At 70.3% G+C, this 19,979-nt stretch carries 20 protein-coding genes and 2 tRNA genes; 12 read left to right on the top strand and 10 right to left on the bottom strand.

Annotation, left to right across the window (positions count from 1 at the left end):
• Positions 1-28: 28 nt before the first annotated feature.
• The 4 genes from C8E84_RS01225 to C8E84_RS01210 are packed head-to-tail and all read right to left on the bottom strand — an operon-like array spanning position 29 to position 3,409.
• Complete coding sequence (locus tag C8E84_RS01225; RefSeq protein ID WP_159898770.1) at positions 29-472, bottom strand: DUF3052 domain-containing protein; 444 nt, start codon at positions 470-472, stop codon at positions 29-31.
• A complete protein-coding gene (locus C8E84_RS01220) occupies positions 469-2,061 on the bottom strand; it encodes a PH domain-containing protein (protein WP_159898768.1) in 1,593 nt (530 codons plus the stop codon). The genes C8E84_RS01225 and C8E84_RS01220 overlap by 4 nt, the downstream gene beginning before the upstream one ends.
• Positions 2,058-2,576, bottom strand: a complete 519-nt coding sequence (locus C8E84_RS01215) for a PH domain-containing protein (protein ID WP_159898766.1) — start codon at positions 2,574-2,576, stop codon at positions 2,058-2,060. Before C8E84_RS01215 ends, C8E84_RS01220 begins: the two co-directional genes overlap by 4 nt.
• A gap of 14 nt (positions 2,577-2,590) precedes the next feature.
• Positions 2,591-3,409, bottom strand: coding sequence for an alpha/beta fold hydrolase (locus C8E84_RS01210; RefSeq protein ID WP_159898764.1), 819 nt, complete (start codon positions 3,407-3,409; stop codon positions 2,591-2,593).
• Positions 3,410-3,499: 90 nt separating this feature from the next.
• On the opposite strand from C8E84_RS01210, the gene fdhD reads away from it, so the two are divergent.
• Positions 3,500-4,327 (top strand): formate dehydrogenase accessory sulfurtransferase FdhD, encoded by an 828-nt coding sequence (gene fdhD / locus C8E84_RS01205; protein WP_159898762.1) that lies wholly within the window; start codon positions 3,500-3,502, stop codon positions 4,325-4,327.
• Positions 4,328-4,469: 142 nt separating this feature from the next.
• Complete coding sequence (gene aceE / locus C8E84_RS01200; protein ID WP_159898760.1) at positions 4,470-7,253, top strand: pyruvate dehydrogenase (acetyl-transferring), homodimeric type; 2,784 nt, start codon at positions 4,470-4,472, stop codon at positions 7,251-7,253.
• A 123-nt stretch (positions 7,254-7,376) separates the two neighbouring features.
• Here aceE and C8E84_RS18420 read toward each other — a convergent pair whose 3' ends face one another.
• Together C8E84_RS18420 and C8E84_RS01190 are read right to left on the bottom strand one after the other, a co-directional pair.
• The gene (locus C8E84_RS18420) at positions 7,377-7,763 is read right to left on the bottom strand and encodes a PIN domain-containing protein (RefSeq protein WP_343041310.1); all 387 of its coding nucleotides are present in this window, start codon (positions 7,761-7,763) and stop codon (positions 7,377-7,379) included.
• Positions 7,760-7,984 carry a type II toxin-antitoxin system CcdA family antitoxin gene (locus C8E84_RS01190; RefSeq protein WP_159898756.1) on the bottom strand — a complete coding sequence of 75 codons (225 nt, stop codon included), beginning with the start codon at positions 7,982-7,984 and terminating at the stop codon, positions 7,760-7,762. The genes C8E84_RS18420 and C8E84_RS01190 overlap by 4 nt, the downstream gene beginning before the upstream one ends.
• A gap of 97 nt (positions 7,985-8,081) precedes the next feature.
• Between C8E84_RS01190 and argG the strand changes: the two genes are divergently transcribed.
• From argG to fabF, 6 genes are all read left to right on the top strand, one after another.
• Positions 8,082-9,509: an argininosuccinate synthase gene (gene argG, locus C8E84_RS01185; RefSeq protein ID WP_159898754.1), complete on the top strand. Its 1,428-nt coding sequence runs from the start codon at positions 8,082-8,084 to the stop codon at positions 9,507-9,509.
• A 52-nt stretch (positions 9,510-9,561) separates the two neighbouring features.
• Complete coding sequence (locus C8E84_RS01180; protein ID WP_246196711.1) at positions 9,562-10,752, top strand: PucR family transcriptional regulator; 1,191 nt, start codon at positions 9,562-9,564, stop codon at positions 10,750-10,752.
• A gap of 96 nt (positions 10,753-10,848) precedes the next feature.
• Positions 10,849-11,784, top strand: coding sequence for an ACP S-malonyltransferase (locus tag C8E84_RS01175; protein WP_159898752.1), 936 nt, complete (start codon positions 10,849-10,851; stop codon positions 11,782-11,784).
• On the top strand, positions 11,781-12,800 hold the full coding sequence (locus C8E84_RS01170) for a beta-ketoacyl-ACP synthase III (protein WP_159898750.1): 1,020 nt from the start codon (positions 11,781-11,783) through the stop codon (positions 12,798-12,800). The genes C8E84_RS01175 and C8E84_RS01170 overlap by 4 nt, the downstream gene beginning before the upstream one ends.
• Before the next feature lie 82 nt (positions 12,801-12,882).
• Positions 12,883-13,131, top strand: coding sequence for an acyl carrier protein (locus C8E84_RS01165; protein ID WP_159898748.1), 249 nt, complete (start codon positions 12,883-12,885; stop codon positions 13,129-13,131).
• 139 nt (positions 13,132-13,270) lie between these two features.
• Positions 13,271-14,512 (top strand): beta-ketoacyl-ACP synthase II, encoded by a 1,242-nt coding sequence (gene fabF, locus C8E84_RS01160; RefSeq protein ID WP_159898746.1) that lies wholly within the window; start codon positions 13,271-13,273, stop codon positions 14,510-14,512.
• A gap of 84 nt (positions 14,513-14,596) precedes the next feature.
• On the opposite strand, the gene C8E84_RS01155 is transcribed toward fabF, so the two are convergent.
• Positions 14,597-15,112, bottom strand: a complete 516-nt coding sequence (locus C8E84_RS01155; protein ID WP_159898744.1) for a DUF3145 domain-containing protein — start codon at positions 15,110-15,112, stop codon at positions 14,597-14,599.
• A 311-nt stretch (positions 15,113-15,423) separates the two neighbouring features.
• On the opposite strand from C8E84_RS01155, the gene C8E84_RS01150 reads away from it, so the two are divergent.
• From C8E84_RS01150 to C8E84_RS01140, 4 genes are all read left to right on the top strand, one after another.
• Positions 15,424-15,500 (top strand) — tRNA-Ile (locus C8E84_RS01150).
• A 157-nt stretch (positions 15,501-15,657) separates the two neighbouring features.
• The gene (locus C8E84_RS01145) at positions 15,658-16,635 is read left to right on the top strand and encodes a wax ester/triacylglycerol synthase domain-containing protein (protein ID WP_211675334.1); all 978 of its coding nucleotides are present in this window, start codon (positions 15,658-15,660) and stop codon (positions 16,633-16,635) included.
• The gene (locus C8E84_RS17715) at positions 16,563-17,063 is read left to right on the top strand and encodes a WSD1 family O-acyltransferase (protein WP_211675331.1); all 501 of its coding nucleotides are present in this window, start codon (positions 16,563-16,565) and stop codon (positions 17,061-17,063) included. Before C8E84_RS01145 ends, C8E84_RS17715 begins: the two co-directional genes overlap by 73 nt.
• A 26-nt stretch (positions 17,064-17,089) precedes the next feature.
• Positions 17,090-17,524 carry an SRPBCC family protein gene (locus C8E84_RS01140; RefSeq protein WP_159898742.1) on the top strand — a complete coding sequence of 145 codons (435 nt, stop codon included), beginning with the start codon at positions 17,090-17,092 and terminating at the stop codon, positions 17,522-17,524.
• 5 nt (positions 17,525-17,529) lie between these two features.
• Here C8E84_RS01140 and C8E84_RS01135 read toward each other — a convergent pair whose 3' ends face one another.
• From C8E84_RS01135 to C8E84_RS01125, 3 genes are all read right to left on the bottom strand, one after another.
• Complete coding sequence (locus tag C8E84_RS01135) at positions 17,530-18,396, bottom strand: alpha/beta fold hydrolase (RefSeq protein ID WP_159898740.1); 867 nt, start codon at positions 18,394-18,396, stop codon at positions 17,530-17,532.
• 69 nt (positions 18,397-18,465) lie between these two features.
• Positions 18,466-19,692 carry an RtcB family protein gene (locus C8E84_RS01130; protein WP_246196710.1) on the bottom strand — a complete coding sequence of 409 codons (1,227 nt, stop codon included), beginning with the start codon at positions 19,690-19,692 and terminating at the stop codon, positions 18,466-18,468.
• A gap of 76 nt (positions 19,693-19,768) precedes the next feature.
• Positions 19,769-19,844, bottom strand: a tRNA-Arg gene (locus C8E84_RS01125).
• Between the last annotated feature and the right edge of the window lie 135 nt (positions 19,845-19,979).

Below are 19,979 nucleotides of genomic sequence, written 5' to 3'. Positions count from 1 at the left end.
GGACAGACGCTCGGATGCCGGACGCGGGCTACCGCTTGGCCGGCGCCTTGGGTGCCACGAGCTTGTGTGCGCGCCAGTGCTCGGAGGCGGTGAAGGTCCCTGCGGGGTGCAGGCCAGAGGTGACCGCGGCCTCGTCGATGTCGCTCGCGTCGACCTCCTGCGCCGACGCCTTGGGGGTGAGCAGGACGACGAAGCCGCCGTCGTCGAGCACGCCGACCATGTCGACGAGGGCATCGCCCAGGTCGCCGTCACCGTCGCGGAACCACAGCAGCACGGCATCCGCACCACCGGTGTAGTCCTCGTCCTCCATCTCGGCACCGCACAGGTCCTCGACGGCGAAGCGGAACTCGTCATCGACGTCGCTGTCGTAGCCGAATTCCTGCACCACCTGGTCGCGGGTGAAGCCGAGGCGCTGTACGGCGGTGGAGCCGTTCAGCCCCGGGTCTGCCGGCGGCGGGGCGGGGGTGTTCACAGTGGGTCGAGCCTTCCTGGTTCGGGGACACCGCTGCGGTGCTGGGTCCAGTCCACCAACCCGGTCGGGTCCGGTGCAAGCGGGAGGTCCGCTGGTCCCGCCCCTCGGCGCGCATCACGGGCCCGCTCGTTGAGGCGAGCGAAGGCGTCGTGGGCGGCTTCGGTGTCGAGGTGGTCGACGACCGGGCTGATGGGGCCGGGGGCGGGGATGACGTGCAGGGTCGCCACGCCACGACTCGCCTGGAGCCAGTCCTGCTGCAGCGTCAGCGACTGGATGCGTGCGTGCGGCACGGCGACGGCCCGCCGGGTGAGCCGACCGGAGCGCAGCAGCACTGCCCCCTCGGTGTCCGACCAACCGTTGCGCCGCCACGAGAGCGGATCGAACAGCCTGGCCCGTGCCGAGCTGGTCTGCCAGCCCGGCTGCGGCCCCTCGCCGAGGACCGCGTCGTTCCACCCCGAGACGGGCACCTGCGGCGCGAGTCGGGCGAGCACCCGCAGGGCGTCGTCGAACGTGCCGACGGGCAGCAACGTCGTCTCGCGCTCCCCCTCGCCGTCGCCGCTGCCCGAGGAGCCCACCCCGGCGACGTTGACGCGCACCCGCCACCAGCCGAGCGGGCGCCACCACAGCGGTTGGACGACCTCGAGCGCCTGGACCCGGTTCAGCGGGATGGTCATCGTCCGCAGGTCCGTCAGTCCCTCGGTCACCCGGACCCCGGTGCCGACGTCGACGAGGCGGAAGTTGCCGTGGGTCAGCATCTCCTTGCCTCGTCCCAGGAGGATGAAGAACGCTGCCGGGAGCATGGCCGGCACCCCGGCGAGGGCCAGCGGGCCGACGCTGAGCACGCCCGCGGTGATCAGCGCCCCGAACAGCACGGCCACGAGGAAGATCGTCGAGCCGTGCAGGATCGTGGCGACGAACAGGCGCCCGTTGGGCACCTCGACGACCGGGACGGCGACGACGGGCGCTCGAGGCGACGGCACGGCATCCCCCATGGTCGGGGGGGTTGCCATCGAGTCATCAGTCGGAGCCAGCACCACCTCGGACTGGCCCGCGAGGGTCAGGAGGTGCTCACGCAGCGCCTCGGCACGTCTGAGGTCGATGAACGACAGGGCGAGCTGGGAGTCCGAACCACCGGCCGACTGCACGACGACGCTGGCCAGCCCGAACAGCCGGGCCAGGATCGGGCGGGACAGCTCGACGGCCTGCACCCGCTCGAGCCGCACCTGTCGGTGCTGGCGGAAGAGCACGCCGGTGCGCAGCTCGACCTGGCCCCCTGCCACCCGGAAGCGGGCGAAGCGCCAGGCGACCCAGTTGACGCCGGCGACCCCGGCGACGAGCAGCACGAGGGCGAGCAGGGCGAGGAACGGGTGGGCGACGACCTGCTCGAGGGCGCCGTCCTCCCCAGCCGGCCCGATCCCGATGTCCGGCCCCGGCAGGATGCCGTCCAGATTGATGGAGCTCAGGAAGCGGTCGAAGAACTGGCTCGCGACGTACCCGATGACCGCGATGAGCACGACGCCGCCGCGCAACAGGGGCGACAGCGGGTGCAGCCGCTGCCACTCCTCGTCCCGAATGACGGCCTCGGTCACAGGCCGGCCCGTTGCGCCTCGCCGCGCGCGGACAGGCGCTCGCGCAGGGCCTCGGCCTCGGCGACCGGCAGGCCGGGCAGCGACCCACCGCTCTCCGGCGAGGCGGTGTGGATCTCGCACGAGGCGATGCCGTGGGCGCGCATCAACGGCCCCGACTGGATGTCGACGTACTGGAGGCGGCCGTAGGGCACGCTGACGAGCGAGCGGAAGAGCCGGCCCTTGCGGATGACGATCTCCTCGTCGAGCTCGACCCAGCTGATCGCACTCACCTGTCGGCTGATGAGCCACGCCACCCAGAGCGCGACGAGCACGACGGCTGCCGTGCCGAGCAGCGCCCAGCGAGTCACCAGCACCCCGACGACGACGGTGGCGATGATCGCCGGCACCGCGAACAGGGCGAGGGTGATGAGACGCACCCGGGTCAGGTTCGGGGACACCGGCTGCCACGGCAGGTCACCCCCGTGAAGGGTGACCTGCACCGGGCGCACGGACGTCGCGGGATCGGGGTCATCCATGACCCCAGTCTGCCTCAGCGTAGGAAGCGCGCCACCAGAGCGTTGAACTCGGCGGCGTGTTCGATCTGGGTCCAGTGCCCGCAGCGGCCGAAGACGTGCAGCTGGCTGTCGTCGATGAGCTCGAGCAGGTGGTGGGCGTTGGCGAGCGGGATGACCTGGTCGTCGCGGCCGTGGACGACCAGGGCGCGGTGGGGCAGGGCCGCGATGACGTCATCCGGGGTGGCGAGGGCGTCGACCCAGCGTTGCCGCGGCGCGGGGAACATCGCGGCGAAGGACTCCTGGAAGCCCGGCCGCACCGAGGCCTCGTACCGCAGCGCCGCGAGCTCGTCGGTGGCGAAGGCCGGGTCGTGCGCGAACACGTCGAGCAGCCCACGCATCGTCTCCAGCGACGGCTCGTAGCCCCAGACCCGGTCGAGACCGTCGGTGATGGGGAAGGGCACCCCGGCGGCACCCATGAGCACGAGTCGGTCGACCCGCTCGGGTTGGTGGGCGGCCATCGACAGGGCCAGCGCGCCGCCGAAGCTGTTGCCGACGATCGAGAAGCGGTCGAGCCCGAGGGCGTCGGCGAAGCCGAGCAGGTGGGCCCTCCACGTGTCCAGGGAGTAGTCGAACCCCTCGGGACGGTCGGTGAAGCCGAAGCCGACGATGTCGGGGGCGATGACCGTGAAGTGCTCGGCCAGGGCCGGGATCGTCAGCCGCCAGTTCACCCACGCGGACACCCCCGGGCCCGAGCCGTGGACGAGCAGAACGACGGGGCCGCTGCCCGCCCGGTGGTAGTTCGTCGTGATGCCGTCGACGTCGATCGACAGGCCGATCTCAGGGTTGGTGTCCATGCCGCTGACGGTAGGCCCGGTCAGGTGTGCAGCGCTGCCACCGTTCCGCACCCCGTAACACCGCGGTGTTCGTGTGTTTGGATGACGCCCATGGGCCGGGTGACGACGCGCGTTCGACGGACACGACTGGACGTCGTCAGCGGTGCTCGGGTCGAGCGCACCGACACCGTCGCCGTCGAGGAACCGCTGGAGATCCGGGTCGACGGCATCTCGCTGACGACGACGATGCGCACCCCCGGGGACGACTTCGACCTCGCGATCGGGCACCTGCTCACCGAGGGCCTGCTCCACGGCGCCGACGAGGTCGCGACGCTCATGCACTGCACCGATCTCGATGAGAGCGGCTCCCCCACCTTCAACGTCGTCGACGTCACGCTGGCGCCGGGAGCCGTGCTGCACCGCGCCCCGCGTGAGCGCACGCAGGGCATGACCAGCGCGTGCGGGGTCTGCGGGTCGGCCTCGGTGGATGCCGTGCGCACGAGCAGTCGGTATGCCGTGGCGGGCGACCCGCTGTCCCTCTCGGCCGAGGTGGTGGCCGGGTTGCCAGATGCCCTGCGCCGGCAGCAACCCGTCTTCGACCGCACCGGCGGGGTCCACGCGGCGGGGCTCGCGACGGCATCCGGTGACCTGGTGCACGTGCGCGAGGACGTCGGGCGGCACAACGCCGTCGACAAGGTCGTCGGGGCCGCGGCCCGGGTGGGTTCCCTGCCGCTGGCCGGGCACGTGCTCGTCGTCAGCGCCCGTGCGAGCTTCGAGATCATCCAGAAGGCGAGCGTCGTCGGCATCCCGGCCGTCGTCGCGGTGGGGGCCCCGACGTCGCTGGCCGTCGACCTGGCCGTGGACCGCGGCATCACGCTCGTGGCGTTCACCCGGCATCCGAGCATGTCGGTCTACAGCCGCCCCGACCGCCTGGCCTGACCCGTCGCCCGCCAAACCGCGCACTACTGGTCAGTAATGTGAACGCGATTGCGCTGCGGGTGCCGATCGGGTGAAAGATGGGGTCCACGCGCGCCCACTCGTTCGCGTGCGACCTGCTGCTCAACGGCGAAAGGACGAACGCGTGACCTCCCGCGACGACGTCGGCCCCATCCTCAACGGCATCCCGACCCACCTGCCGGACATCGACCCGGCCGAGACCCAGGAATGGCTCGACAGCCTCGACGCGGTCATCGACGGACCGGGTCGGATGCGGGCGCGCTACCTGATGCTGCGCCTGCTCGAGCGGGCCCGTGCGATGCAGGTCGGCGTGCCGTCGCTGACGACCACCGACTACGTCAACACGATCAGCCCCGAGCAGGAGCCCTGGTTCCCCGGCGACGAGGACACCGAGCGCCGCTTCCGCGCCTACCTGCGCTGGAACGCCGCGATGATCGTGCACCGCGCGCAGCGCCCCGGCATCGGGGTCGGCGGTCACATCTCGACCTACGCGTCGGCTGCGACCCTCTACGAAGTGGGCTTCAACCACTTCTTCCGGGGCAAGGACCACCCCGGCGGCGGCGACCAGATCTTCTTCCAGGGCCACGCCTCCCCCGGCATGTACGCCCGCGCCTTCCTCGAGGGCCGCATCTCCACCGAGCGCCTCGACGGCTTCCGCCAGGAGAAGTCGCACGTCGTCGATGGGTCTCCGCTGGCCCTGCCGTCCTACCCCCACCCGCGCCTCATGTCGGACTTCTGGGAGTTCCCGACGGTGTCGATGGGTCTGGGCCCGATGAACGCGATCTACCAGGCGCAGTTCAACAAGTACCTGCACAACCGCGGCATCAAGGACACCGGCCAGCAGCAGGTGTGGGCGTTCCTCGGTGACGGCGAGATGGACGAGCCCGAGTCGCGCGGCCTGCTCCAGCTCGCTGCCGGCGAGGAGCTCGACAACCTCAACTTCGTCGTCAACTGCAACCTCCAGCGCCTGGACGGCCCGGTGCGTGGCAACGGCAAGATCATCCAGGAGCTCGAGGCCTTCTTCCGCGGAGCCGGCTGGAACGTCATCAAGGTCGTCTGGGGTCGCGGCTGGGACCCGCTGCTCGCCGCCGACGGCGACGGCGCCCTCACCCACCTGATGAACTCGACCTCGGACGGCGACTACCAGACCTTCCGCGCCAACGACGGCAAGCACGTCCGCGAGAACTTCTTCGACCGCGACCCGCGCACCCGCAAGATGGTCGCGGACTGGAGCGACGAGGACATCTGGTGGAAGCTCAAGCGCGGCGGCCACGACTACCGCAAGGTCTACGCCGCCTACAAGTCGGCGACCGAGCACACCGGGCAGCCGACGGTCATCCTCGCCAAGACGATCAAGGGCTACGGCCTCGGAACGACCTTCGCCGGGCGCAACGCGACGCACCAGATGAAGAAGTTCACCCTCGATGACCTGAAGAACCTGCGCGACAGCCTGCAGATCCCGATCAGCGACGAGCAGCTCGAGGCCGACCCGTACAACGCGCCCTACTACCACCCGGGCCCGGACGACGACGTCATCAAGTACGCCCTCGAGCGCCGCGCCAAGCTCGGCGGCGGGGTGCCCGAGCGCCGGGTCAAGCACGCCCCCGTGCACCTGCCCGACGACTCGGCCTACGCCCAGGTCAAGAAGGGCTCGGGCAAGCAGCAGGTCGCCACGACCATGGCGTTCGTGCGGCTGCTCAAGGACCTCATGCGCGACAAGGAGTTCGGCAAGCGCATCGTGCCGATCATCCCCGACGAGGCCCGCACCTTCGGGATGGACAGCTTCTTCTCGACGATCAAGATCTACAACCCGCACGGGCAGAACTACACCCCCGTCGACCACGACCTGATGCTCGCCTACCGCGAGGCCAAGGACGGGCAGATCCTGCACCTGGGCATCAACGAGGCCGGGTCGCTGGCCGCGTTCACCGCCGCCGGGTCGAGCTACGCCACCCACGGCCAGCCGATGATCCCGATCTACGTCTTCTACTCGATGTTCGGGTTCCAGCGCGTGGGCGACTCGATCTGGGCGGCCGCCGACCAGATGACCCGCGGCTTCCTCATCGGCGCCACGGCGGGCCGCACGACCCTCACCGGTGAGGGCCTGCAGCACGCCGACGGGCACTCGCCGCTGCTCGCCTCGACGAACCCGGCAGTCGTGCACTACGACCCGGCGTTCGGCTACGAGATCGCGCACATCATGCAGGACGGTCTGCACCGCATGTTCGGCACCGACGACGCTCTCACCGACGACGAGCGCAACGTCATCTACTACCTCACGGTCTACAACGAGCCGATGGCCCAGCCCGTCGAGCCCGAGAACGTCGACCGCGAGGGCATCCTGCGCGGCATGTACCTGTATGCCGCCGGGTCGGGCGAAGGCCTGCCGGAGTCGGCGCCGCGCGTCCAGCTGCTCGCGTCGGGCGTCGGCATGGGTTGGGCCCTGGAGGCCCAGGAGCTGCTGCGCAACGACTGGGGCGTCGTCGCCGACGTCTTCTCGGTCACGTCGTGGAACGAGCTTCGCCGCGACGGCCTTCGCTGTGACGAGGCCGCGTTCCTCAACCCGGATGCCGAGGCACCGGTCCCGTGGGTCACCCAGCAGCTGTCTGGTCGGCCGGGTCCCGTGGTCGCGGTCTCCGACTACATGCGCGCCGTCCAGGACCAGATCGCCCAGTGGGTCCCCGTGGACTTCTCCTCCCTCGGTGCCGACGGGTTCGGCTTCTCCGACACCCGCCCGGCGGCCCGCCGGTTCTTCCACATCGACGGCCCGTCGATGGCGGTGCAGGCGCTCCAAGCGCTGGCCGCCCGCGGCGAGGTCGACCCGTCCGTGGCCCGCGAGGCGGCCAGCCGCTACCGCCTGAACGACGTGACGGCCGGGGCCTCCGGGAACGAGGGCGGCGACAGCTGACCCCCGAGCGCTGCTGAGAGCCCTTCAGCCACACTCGCGCGTCGAGAGTAAGGGAATCGCCGTCTGACCTCGGGGTCGGACGGCGATTCCCTTACTCTCGACCGGCGGAAGGCTCCACCAACGCTAGACGGCGAGCACCCCGATCGTCTGCCGGGCCCCGCTCACCAGGTCCGTGATGTCCCGGGGGTCGCTCGTGACGACGACTGCTGACTCGAGGCGCTCGGCCAGAGCCACGACCACGGCATCCGTCGCGGCGATCTGCGCGGCGCGCCCAGAGCCCCCCCGCAGCGCGGCGGCCCGTCGGGCGAGCGCTTCGTCGACCGGTCGAACGATGCACATCGACACCAGGCGATTGACTGCGTGATCTCGACGATGGTCCCCCGTGAGGCACTCCACGAGGACCACGGACGGGACCTCAGGGGGCCAAAGGTCTCGCTCTCGCAGTGCGGCGATGAGCGCACGGTCGGCCGCCAGTCGAGTCACACCCCCTGAGTCCAGGACGTGGGTCATCGGGCCGAGTCGAGCAAGGCGTTGGCGGCCTCGAGTTCGTCGGCCGGGATCGGGCCCAGCTCGTTGTCCAGCGCGGAGAGGAAGTCATCGACCATGGCGATCTTGCTCTGGCGCTCGAGGGCTTCCTCGAGGGCCGACGTCGCGAGTCGGGACACGTTCAACCCTGCCTCCCGGGCACGCTCGATGACGTCATCGGGGATGGAGACGTTGACGCGAGCCATACACACAGAATACACACGGCTGAGGCTGCGTCCTCCACTCGACGAGGGCCCCACCCCCGGTCCGTGGATATACGGACCTCTGTATATACTTGCAATCATGTCCAAGGTCCTGACCTCCCTGCCCGTCGGCGAGCGCGTCGGCATCGCCTTCTCCGGAGGTCTCGACACCTCCGTGGCCGTCGCGTGGATGCGCGAGAAGGGGGCGATCCCCTGCACGTACACCGCTGACCTCGGCCAGTACGACGAGCCCGAGATCGACACCGTGCCTGATCGCGCCGGCCAGTACGGCGCCGAGCTCGCCCGCCTCGTCGACTGCAAGAGCGCGCTCGTCGAGGAAGGCCTGTCGGCCATCGCCTGCGGCGCATTCCACATCCGCAGTGGCGGCAAGACCTACTTCAACACCACTCCCCTGGGCCGCGCGGTGACCGGCACCCTGCTCGTGCGGGCGATGCACTCCGACAATGTCGAGATCTGGGGCGACGGCTCGACGTTCAAGGGCAACGACATCGAGCGCTTCTACCGTTACGGTCTGCTCGCCAACCCCAACCTGCGCATCTACAAGCCGTGGCTGGATGCCGACTTCGTCGCCGAGCTGGGTGGCCGACACGAGATGAGCGCCTGGCTCACCGAGCGCAACCTGCCCTACCGCCAGAGCCAGGAGAAGGCGTACTCCACCGACGCCAACATCTGGGGGGCCACGCATGAGGCGAAGACTCTCGAGCACCTCGACGAGTCGATGGAGGTCGTCGAGCCGATCATGGGGGTGAAGTTCTGGGACCCGAGCGTGGCCATCGAGACCGAGGACGTGACGATCACGATCGTGCAGGGGCGCCCGGTCGCGGTCAACGGCCGCACCCTCGACCCGGTCGCCCTCGTCGACGAAGTCAACACCATCGGTGGGCGCCACGGCATCGGCATGTCCGACCAGATCGAGAACCGCATCATCGAGGCGAAGTCCCGCGGCATCTACGAGGCCCCCGGCATGGCGCTGCTGCACGCCGCCTACGAGCGCCTGCTCAACGCCGTCCACAACGAGGACACCCTGGCCAACTACTCCTCGCAAGGCCGCCAGCTCGGCCGGTTGCTCTACGAAGGCCGCTGGCTCGACCCGCAGAGCCTGATGATGCGCGAGGCCATCCAGCGCTGGATCGCCTCCCTCGTCACCGGTCAGGTGACCCTGCGACTGCGGCGCGGTGAGGACTACTCCATCATCGACACCCGCGGCGAGAACTTCAGTTACCACCCCGACAAGCTGTCGATGGAACGCGTGGAGAACGCCGCGTTCGGTCCGCTCGACCGTATCGGCCAGCTCACGATGCGCAACCTCGACATTGCCGACAGCCGCGCCAAGCTCGAGGTCTACGCAGGCCAGCCCGTCGAGCAGGGGCAGCTCCTCGTCGAGAACGGCACCCTGTTCGGCGAACTCCCCGCGGGTGGCTACGAGCAGATCACCGACAACCCGCTCGCCCCCGGCTCCGAGGACGACGCCCTCGACCGCGCGGCGATGGAGGCGGGCACCGACTGACCGGCCGCGACGTCGGGAAGGTTGTGAACGGCATACAAATACACTGATTCGTATGCCGTCCGCCCCCCGACCGCTGCCGTCGGCCGCCACCCGCACCCGGGTCGCTCGCGCCGCGGGCGACCTCGGTGCCGCCGCGGTGCAGCAGATGGAGGCCGACCACCAGTGGTACCGGTCGCTCTCGGCCGAGGACCGCTCGTGGGTGGGGTTGGTGGCTCAGGCTGGCCTGTCCTCGTTCCTGGAGTGGTTCAGCGGCGACCAGTCCCGGCCCGCCGTCACCGCCGACGTGTTCGGCACAGCCCCGCGCGAACTGACCCGGTCGATCTCGCTCGCGCAGACCCTCGACCTCATCCGCACGGTCATCGCCGTGGTCGAGCGGGAGATCGCCGACCTCGCCGCCCCTGGCGAGGAGGACCTCGCGCGGGAGGCGGTGCTGCGCTACAGCCGTGAGGTCGCCTTCTCCGCGGCCGAGGTCTACGCGCAGGCGGCCGAGGCGCGCGGTGCCTGGGACGCGCGCCTGGAGTCGCTCGTCGTGGATGCCGTGCTGCGCGGGGAGGCCGACGAGTCGATGCAGTCGCGCGCAGCAGCCCTGGGCTGGGGCGCCGTGACGCAGGTGGCCGTCGTGGTCGGCTCGACGCCGCCGGGAGCGACTGCGCCCGTGCTCACCGACCTGCACCGCGCCGCCCGGCGCATCGACGTCGAACTCCTCGTCGCCATCCACGGGCCCCGACTGATCTGCATCGGCGGCAGCGTCACCGACCCGATCGCGCTGGCGAAGGCCCTCGACCCGTTCCTGGGCGACGGCCCCCTCGTCGTCGGCCCGACCGTCCCACACCTGTTCGCGGCGGGGCGCAGCGCCCGGGCCGCCATCTCCGGCCACGGCGCCGCGCCCGCGTGGGTGGGCGCCCCCAGGCCGGTGCACGCCGACGACCTGCTCGCCGAGCGGGCCCTGTTGGGCGATCTCCCGGCGCGGGGTGCGCTGATCGCCCGCATCGTCCGGCCGCTCGCGCAGAGCCCCGGGGGCACCCTGCTCGACACCGCGACCGCCTACCTCGACGGCGATCTCGGCGTCGAGGGCACCGCACGGGCCCTCATCGTCCACCCGAACACCGTGCGCTACCGCCTCGCCAGCATCGCCAAGACGATCGGCTACGACCTCACCGAGGCACACGACGCCCAGACCGTGCGCATGGCGCTGGCCTTCCACCGGCTCGGCCCGGTGAGCCGAAGCACACCCCGCCCCTGACTCGTGCTCACTTTGGAGGAAACCTCCAAATCAGAGCCCGGAGGTTCGTCCTCCTTCGTCACGGTTTGGTCACGAAACAGGCGACAGGCTGGTCCTGTGATCGTCATCGTCTGCCCCGGCCAGGGCTCCCAGACCCCGGGTTTCCTCGCCCCGTGGCTCGAGCTTCCCGGCCTGCGTGACCAGCTGTCCGCCCTCTCGGATGCCGCCGAGGTCGACCTCGTCGCCCACGGCACCACGTCCGACGAGGAGACCATCAAGGACACCGCCGTGGCCCAACCGCTGCTCGTCGGCGCCGGGCTGCTCGCCCTGCGGGCCCTCGGCGGCGGCACCACCGTCACGGATGCCGTTCCGCAGTCCGGTGCCATCGCGGGCCACTCGGTCGGTGAGATCACCGCCGCCGCCGGTGCCGGTGTGCTCTCCGAGAAGGCCGCGATGGAGTTCGTCGCCCTGCGCGGTCGAGCGATGGCGCAGGCCAGCGCCGTGACCCCGACGGGCATGAGCGCCGTGCTCGGCGGCGACCAGGGCGCCGTGCTGGCCACCATCGGGCGCCACCTGCTCACCCCGGCCAACGTCAACGGGGCCGGCCAGGTTGTGGCCGCCGGTTCGCTGCCGGCGCTGGCCGAGCTCGCCGCCGACCCACCGCCGCGAGCGCGCGTCATCCCGCTCAAGGTCGCCGGGGCGTTCCACACGCACTACATGGAGCCCGCCGTCGAGGTGCTGCGAGCAGCGGCCGCCGACCAGGAGGTGGCCGACCCCGAGGTGACCCTGGTGTCCAACCGCGACGGCCAGGTCGTCATCGACGGCCGCACCGTCCTCGACCGGCTCGTCGCGCAGGTGTCCAACCCCGTGCGGTGGGACCTGTGCATGGAGCGGTTCACCACCCTCGGCGTGACCGCCATCATCGAGCTGCCGCCCGCCGGCACGCTCGTCGGGCTCGCGAAGCGCGCCCTGAAGGGTGTCGAGCTGCTCGCGGTGAAGACGCCTGACGACCTCGACGCCGCCCGCACGCTCATCAAGGAGCACTCCGCATGAGCACCACCTCCAAGGGTTTCGCCTCCGCACTCCAGGCAGCGCCGGCCACCGGCCACGCTCGCATCGCCGGCATCGGCGGCTACCGTCCCCGTCGGGTGGTCCCGAACTCCGAGCTCGTCGAGGCGATCAACTCCTCCGACGAGTGGATCCGGGAGCGGTCGGGCATCATCGAGCGCCGGTTCGCCGGCGAGGGCGAGTCGGTCATCGACATGTCCGTCATGGCGGCCGAGCCGGCTCTGGAGATGGCCGGCATCAAGGGCTCTGACATCGATGCGATCCTCGTCGCCACGATCAGCTGGCCCTACCAGACCCCGGCCGCGGCTCCGCTCATCGCCGAGCGGTTCGGCACCGATGCGATGGCCATCGACCTCTCGGCCGCCTGCGCCGGCTACTGCCACGGCATCGCCCTGGCCAACGACATGGTCCGAGGCGGGTCGGCCGAGAACGTGCTCGTCGTCGGGGTGGAGCGGCTGTCCGACTTCACGAGCCGCGACGACCGGGGCACCGCGTTCATCTTCGGTGACGGCGCCGGGGCCGCCGTGATCAGCAGGTCCGAGACGCCCGGCATCGGCCCGACGATCTGGGGCTCGGACGGCGAGAAGTGGGACGCCATCTCCCAGACCGACAGCTGGATCGACGTCCGCGAGAAGGGCCTGGACTGGCCGCACATCGGCATGCAGGGCCAGACCGTGTTCCGTTGGGCGGTGTGGGGCATGGCCCCGGTCGCCCAACGCGCCCTGGACGCTGCCGGCATCACGGCCGACCAGCTCGACGCCTTCGTGCCACACCAGGCCAACGTGCGCATCGTCGAGGCCATGGCCAAGAAGCTCAACCTTCCCGACGACGTCGCCATCGCCCGCGACATCGCCTACACCGGCAACACGTCGGCGGCGTCGGTTCCGCTGGCGATGGAGCGCATGGTCCGCCACGGCGAGATCCCCCGGGGTGGGCTCGCCCTGCAGATCGGCTTCGGTGCGGGCCTGTCGTATGCCGCGCAGGTCGTCGTCATCCCCTGATGAGTTCCCGTGGGCCCACGGGTCACCCGGGCCAAGCACCACACCCAACCCACAGCATCACCATCGAAGAAGGAGTACCGACATGGCACAGAGTGAGCAGGAGATCCTCGCCGGACTGGCCGAGATCGTCAACGAGGAGACCGGCCTGGACCCGGCCGAGGTCCTCGCGGACAAGTCGTTCACCGACGACCTCGACATCGACTCGCTGTCGATGATGACCATCGTCGTGAACGCCGAGGAGAAGTTCGGCGTGCGCATCCCCGACGAAGAGGTCAAGAACCTCACCACCGTCGGCGACGCCGTCAGCTTCATCGCCTCCAACCAGGCCTGACGCGCCACGATCCGTCACCGTCACCCCTGTTCAGCGGGGTGACGGTGGCGGACACTGGACCACACGTCCACCGCACGCCACCCGCACCACCCACGCACCGGCATCCCCACGTCCCATCCCACAAGGAGCATCAGCACTCATGAGCGAGCGACGCGTCGTCGTGACCGGCCTCGGTGCCACCACCCCTCTCGGCGGGACCATCGCCGAGACGTGGGACGGCATCCTCGCAGGACGGTCCGGGGCCAAGCCCCTTGACCAGGAGATGCTCGATCGGTACGAACTGCCGGTGCACTTCGCGTGCACCATCGCTCAGGACCCGCTCGAGGTGCTCACCAAGGTGCAGGTGCGCCGGATGGACCCGAGCGCCCAGTACGCGGTCATCGCCTCGCTCGCCGCGATGGAGGATGCCGGGTCACCCGAGATCGACCCGCTGCGTCTCGGCGTCGCGATCGGCACCGGGATCGGCGGGGTCTGGACCCTGCTCGACCAGTGGGACAACCTGCGCGAGAAGGGCGTTCGCCGCGTCTTCCCGCTGTCGGTGCCCATGCTCATGCCCAACACGTCTGCCGGCAACGTCTCGTTGCTGCTCGGCGCCCGCGCCGGGGCGCACACCACGGTCTCGGCCTGCGCCTCCGGTGCGGAGTCGATGGGCACCGGGTACGACATGATCCGCGCCGGTCGCGCCGACATGGTCGTCGCCGGTGGCACCGAGTGCGCCACCCACCCCATCTGCTTCGCCGGCTTCTCGCAGATGCAGGCCCTGTCCACCCGCAACGACGACCCCGCCGCTGCGTCGCGCCCCTACGACACCGGCCGTGACGGCTTCGTCATGGGTGAGGGTGCCGCCGTCATGGTGCTCGAGGAGTACGAGCACGCGAAGGCCCGCGGGGCGCGCATCTACGCCGAGTTCGCCTCGATCGGGATGTCCGCCGATGCCCACCACATCACCGCCCCCGAGCCCGAGGGCGCCGGGGCCTCGCGCGCCATGCGCGAAGCGGTCGAGCGCGCCGGCATCACCGACGCCGACGTCGTGCACATCAACGCCCACGCCACCTCGACCCCGGTCGGTGACGTCGCCGAGGCCAACGCCATCCGGCGCGCCTTCGGCGCCGCCGCTGACGGGATGCCGGTCAGCGCCACCAAGTCGATGACCGGGCACCTGCTCGGCGCGGCCGGCGCGCTCGAGGGCCTGCTCACGGTGCTCTCCGTGCACCACCGCGTGGCTCCCGCGGCGATCAACATCGACGACTTCGACCCGGCGATCGACCTGGACGTCGTGCGTGGCGAGCACCGGGCACTCCCCCAAGGTGACATCGCGGCGCTGAACAACTCGTTCGGCTTCGGCGGCCACAACGTCGCACTCATCATCAAGAGCGTCTGACCCGCACGGCACCGGACACGACGAAGCCCTCCGCTTCCTCTTCGGGGGGCTTCGTCGTGTGCTGAGCGAGGTTCCTCGCCCTGCTCAGCCGACCTTGTGCAGCCAGCGCACCGGGGCGCCGTCTCCGGCGTAGCGGAAGACTTCGAGCTCGTCGTCCCACTCGGTGCCGAGCAGTTCCTCGATCATCTCCTGCATCGCCTCAGGGCTGCCCTGGGCAAGCATGACGACCTCGCGAAGCCGGTCCTCGTTGATGACGGCGTCGCCACTGGCGGAGGTCCACGTGTGGTGAATGCCCAACCGCGGCGTGTGCGACCAGCGCGAACCGTCGCAGCCCTGACTCGGCTCCTCGGTGACCTCGTAGCGCAGCTTGTCCCAGCCGCGCAGCGCCGAGGCGATGCGGGCACCGGTCCCGGCCTCGCCCGACCAACTCAGTTCGGCGCGCACCAGACCGGGCTCGGCTGGCTGATCGGTCCAGTCGACGGCGACCCTCGTTCCGAGGACGCCTTCGATCGCCCACAGGATGTGCGGGCACAGAGCCTTGGGGGTCGAGTGGACATAGACCACTCCCCGCGTCATGGTGCGCGGCATCGAGACAGACATCCTGGCCTCCTTCGCGTGCGAGGGACGTCTTCCCCAACGCCGGTGCGCGCGATGTCTGCCTACGGATCCTGACGGTGTGCCGTGCGGCTCTGCTGTGTGGGCACGCGGGCGTGCCGTTGTTAGTCACATCATGCCCCACTGCTCCCAGTGACACCAGCCGTCTCACGAATCTCGTGCGTGACAGCACGGTCGCTCTGATTCACGACACCGGATGCCGGGCGCGCACCGAGCGCGAACGGCATCCGTCATCGTTCATCGCCGGCGTCCCCGGTAGGCTCACGGCGCTCGGTCGCCGCCGCGTCGGGCACTGCGGGGCGTTAGCTCAGTCGGTCAGAGCAGCGGACTCATAATCCGTCGGTCGTCGGTTCAAGCCCGACACGCCCCACCACGATTCACAATCCGTGACTCTGCCCTTCAGCGCATGCCCGACGAAGGACATCGACGGCGTCTCCTCCCCCGCCGATCCCGAGGACGCGGTGAGCCATGACGTGTGATCTTCGTCGAGGCGATCGATGGCGCACCGCCCACGGGAGCACAATGACGGCATGGGCGAACGGCGTTCGATGGGCGCGGTCGACGCGATCTGGCTCGCCATGGACAGCCCCGACAACCTCATGGTCATCGACTCCGTGATGATGCTCGACGGGCCGGTCGACTCGGAGCGCTTCGAGTCCGTCGTCCAGCGTCGGCTCATCGACCGCTACCCGGTGTTCACCGAGCGCGTCGTCGAGGCGTCCACGCCACTGGGGATGCCGCGCTGGGAGACCGTGGACGACTTCACCCTGAGCGATCACCTCCATCGGGTCGACCTGCCTCCCGCTGCCGGGGATGGTGCCGTCCAGACGTTCATCGAGGCGCGCATGGCCGAGCCGTTGCCGCGCGATCGCCCCCTGTGGGACCTCTACCTCGTTGACGGGCACGAGCACGGCGCCGTCGTGATCGCCCGCTTCCACCACGCGCTCGCCGACGGTATCGCGCTCGCCCGGGTGCTGCTCTCCCTCACCGACGAGAACCCCACCGACGACCTCGAGGATGCCGAGTCGTCACCGCACAGTGAGCCCCCGTCCCCGCGCCCGGATGGCGGGTGGCTGGACCTGCCCGGTCGGCTGACCCGTGACGTGTCGTCCGGGGTGCGCTCGGCCCTGCACCTGTTCGGTGAGATCCCCGCAGTGCTCAGCCCGTCCTTCGCGATCGAGGCCCTGACCACGGCCAAGCGGACGCGCAGATCGCCGACAAGTTGCTGCTCGCCAACGAGCCACGCTCCCCCGTCAGCGGCGACCCCGGGGTCGCCAAACGCGCGGTCTGGTCTCGGCCGCGGTCACTCGCGGACGTCAAGCTCGTCGGTCGTGCCGCCGGGGCGACCGTCAACGACGTCCTGGTCGGGGCGGTGTCCGGGGCGATCGCGAGCTACGTCGACGAGCGCGGCGGCGACCCCGGCGACCTCACGACGATGGTCCCGGTCAACCTGCGCGACCTGCGCCAGCCGCTTCCCCGCGAGCTCGGCAACAAGTTCGCCCTCGTGATGCTGCCATTGCCCACCGGTCGCCTGGCGCCCCTGCAACGGCTCACCGAGGCCAAGGCCCGGATGGACTCCATCAAGAACTCCCCCGAGGCGGTGCTCACGTTCGGACTCATCAACGCCATCGGCCGCACCAACACGGACGTCGCCAAGCAGGTCATCGACTTCTTCGCCGCCAAGGCCATCGGAGTCACCACCAACGTCGCCGGCCCGATGACCGGCAGGTACCTGGCCGGCACCCGCATCTCCAGCATCCTCGGGTGGGTGCCGGGCTCGGGGCGACACACCCTCGGCGTCTGCATCGTCAGCTACGACGGGGTGGTCCGGGTCGGTTTCAAGGCGGATGCCGGTGTCGTCACCGATCCGTCCACGCTCGCCTCCGCGTTCGAGGAGGAGATGGACGCCCTCGTCCGACTCTCCGCCGCCATGTGAGGTCCCGCCACCACCAGGAGGTCACCATGCCCACCGACACCGCCAGCGCCACGGTCGTCGTCGACGCGCCGTTCGAGACGGTGCTCGAGACGATCCGGGACGTGGCCGGCATCCCGGACTGGGTCAGCGACATCACCGAGGCGGAGGTGCTGACAACCACTGCGGATGGGATGCCGCTCACCGCCCGGTTCGCGGCGTCCACCGCCGTGGGCACCGACCGCTACACCCTCGCCTACGAGCACTCCCCTGACGGACTGTCATGGCATCTCGTCGAGGGCCGGCTCCAGACCGCCCAGGACGCGACGTACTCCCTGGTCGCCGTCGACGACGAGCACACCGAGGTCACCTTCACCCTGAGCATCGGCCACCCGCTGCCCCTGCCGGGGTTCATCCGCAACCGCACCATCAAGGGCCTCGTGGCCAACACCACCGGCGGGCTGAAGGCGCACCTCGCGCGCTGAGCCCGTCAGCCGGCGTCGAGCACCTCGCGAAGCCGGGCAGCGAAAGCCGCGGGGTCGTTGTTCGGCCCCATCGGGCTCTGTGTGAACCCTCCGTGGTCACCCGGGAACACCACGGGTTCGACCCCCAGCTCCCGGGCCAGGGCGGCTCCCCCTCGCCACGCCAGACCTCCCTCGCCGTCCGTGCCGACAGCAGGAACGATCCGCACCGAGGAGGCGCGCAGGGCGTCGAGGTCGGGCTCGAACGGTGGAATGGCCAGGTTCTTGCTCAGCAACGGGTCATCACGTGAGCCGTCGTCCTCGGTCGGGAGCCCGAACATGGCCGGGTCCGGCGCCGGCCGGTCGAGGTAGTCATCGGGCAGCAGGCCGGTGTGCATCACGAGCTGGATGAACTTGGCCAGCGCCGGGCCGTAGCCGTCGTGCTGGTAGGTGGCGATGATGTCCTCGTTGACCCGCTGCGCCATCTCCCGATCGGGAAGGATGGTCGTCAGTGGCGGTTCGTGGGCGACCAGGGTCGCCACGTCCTGCGGGTGGGCGACGACCCAGTGCAGCGCGAACGCTCCCCCGCCGCTCGACGCGAACACGTCGACCGGGGCCACCCCGGCATCCTCGACGACCCGGTGCATGTCCTCACCGTGCAGCTCGCCGGTGACCTCCCCGTCCGGCTCGAGCACGCTGCGCTCGGCACCGCGGGGGTCGTAGGTGATGACCGTGCGGTCGCCGAAGTGCGCGACCAGCTGCTCGAACCCGGATGCCGCCATCGGCGACCCGAGCACGAACAGCGGGCGCTGCCCACTCACGGCATCCGGATGCCGGATGTCGTAGGTGAGCAGCGCCCCAGGAACGCGAACGCTTCGTGTCTCGATGGTGCTCATGGCGGCCCCTTCCCAGTGGTGCGTGACCCAGCTGGGCCCCTCACCACCGTAGGGGAACCGACCGACAGCTCAGCCCTTGACGCAGAGCAGCGTCGTGAGCCGGGCCACCACCTCCACCAGGTCGGACTGCGCTGCGATGACGCCCTCGAGGTCCTTGTAGGCTCCCGGGATCTCATCGAGCACGCCGGCGTCCTTGCGGCACTCGACGCCGACGGTCTGTGCCTCGAGGTCATCGAGCGTGAAGTGCCGCTTGGCCGCGGTGCGCGACATCCGGCGCCCGGCACCGTGGCTGGCCGAGCAGAAGGATGCCGTGTTGCCCAGTCCGCGCACGACGTACGACCCGGTGCCCATCGACCCCGGGATCAGGCCCATCGCGCCGGCCCCGGCGAAGATCGCACCCTTGCGGGTCACGACGAGGTCGACACCGTCGTACGTCTCCTGCGAGACGTAGTTGTGGTGGCAGCGCACGGCATCCGCGAAGGTGGTGTGCGGGAACGCCTCACGGACGACCCGCTGGAACAGCACCATCATCGCCTCACGGTTGAGCATCGCGTACTCCTGCGCCCAGTACAGATCGCGCAGGTAGGCAGCCATCTCGGGGGTCCCGTCGAGGAAGACCGCGAGGTCACGGTCCGGCAGGCCGAGGTTGTGCTCCATGCCCTTGGCGGTGTTGATGTGCCGCTCGGCGATCTCCTTGCCGATGTTTCGCGACCCCGAGTGAAGCATGAGCCACACGTCGCCGTGGTCGTCAGCGGTGAGCTCGACGAAGTGGTTGCCCCCGCCCAGGGTGCCGACCTGAGCGGCGGCACGACCCTCGCGGTCTGCGACCCCCGCGTGGAGACCACCGAACCGAGCGAACAGACCGTCGAACGTCCGCGACAGGGCGCGGTCGGTGGACAGCACCGGTGCGCTGCCGTCGTGCGCGGTGAACCCCGTGGGGATCACCGCCTCGATGGCGGACCGCAGCGGCCCGAGGTCGTCCGGGAGGTCCTCGACGGTGAGCGACGTCTTCACCGCGTGCATGCCGCAGCCGATGTCCACGCCGACCGCGGCCGGGCTCACCGCCTGCCGCATGGCGACGACCGAGCCGACGGTCGCGCCCTTGCCGAGGTGCACGTCCGGCATGACGCGAACGCCGTGCACCCACGGCAGGGCCGCGATGTTGCGCAGCTGGTTCAGAGCAGCCGGCTCCACCTCGTGCTCGTGGGCCCACATCAGCGTGGGGGCGGTGGCACCGCGCAGCTCGACGGGGAGCCCGGCGGCCGGGGACATCTCGGGGTCAGGGGCGATGGTCATCTCGTGAATCCTCTCGTCAGGGTCGTTGTCTGGCCGACGTCCTGGTCGATGTCTGGGTGGGTGGTGTTGGTGACGGTGGAGCCCCCGGCGCGAGTCGAACGCGCGGCATCCCGATTCGTAGTCGGGCCCTCTTCCAGCTGAGGTACGGAGGCGTGTCGCCGTGGAGACGACGAAGGGCCGCCCCGGTCTCGGAGCGGCCCTGGCTGCGAACAGCAGTGGTGACTGGGGTCAGTCGCCAGCGTGGAGGGGTCGCCTCGAACGGAATCCTTGACGCGCGCAGGGACGCA

Origin of the sequence: Ornithinibacter aureus, from assembly GCF_009858245.1 — a bacterium.
Taxonomy (GTDB): domain Bacteria; phylum Actinomycetota; class Actinomycetes; order Actinomycetales; family Dermatophilaceae; genus Fodinibacter; species Fodinibacter aureus.
This window is presented reverse-complemented; position numbering and strand designations above follow the sequence as displayed.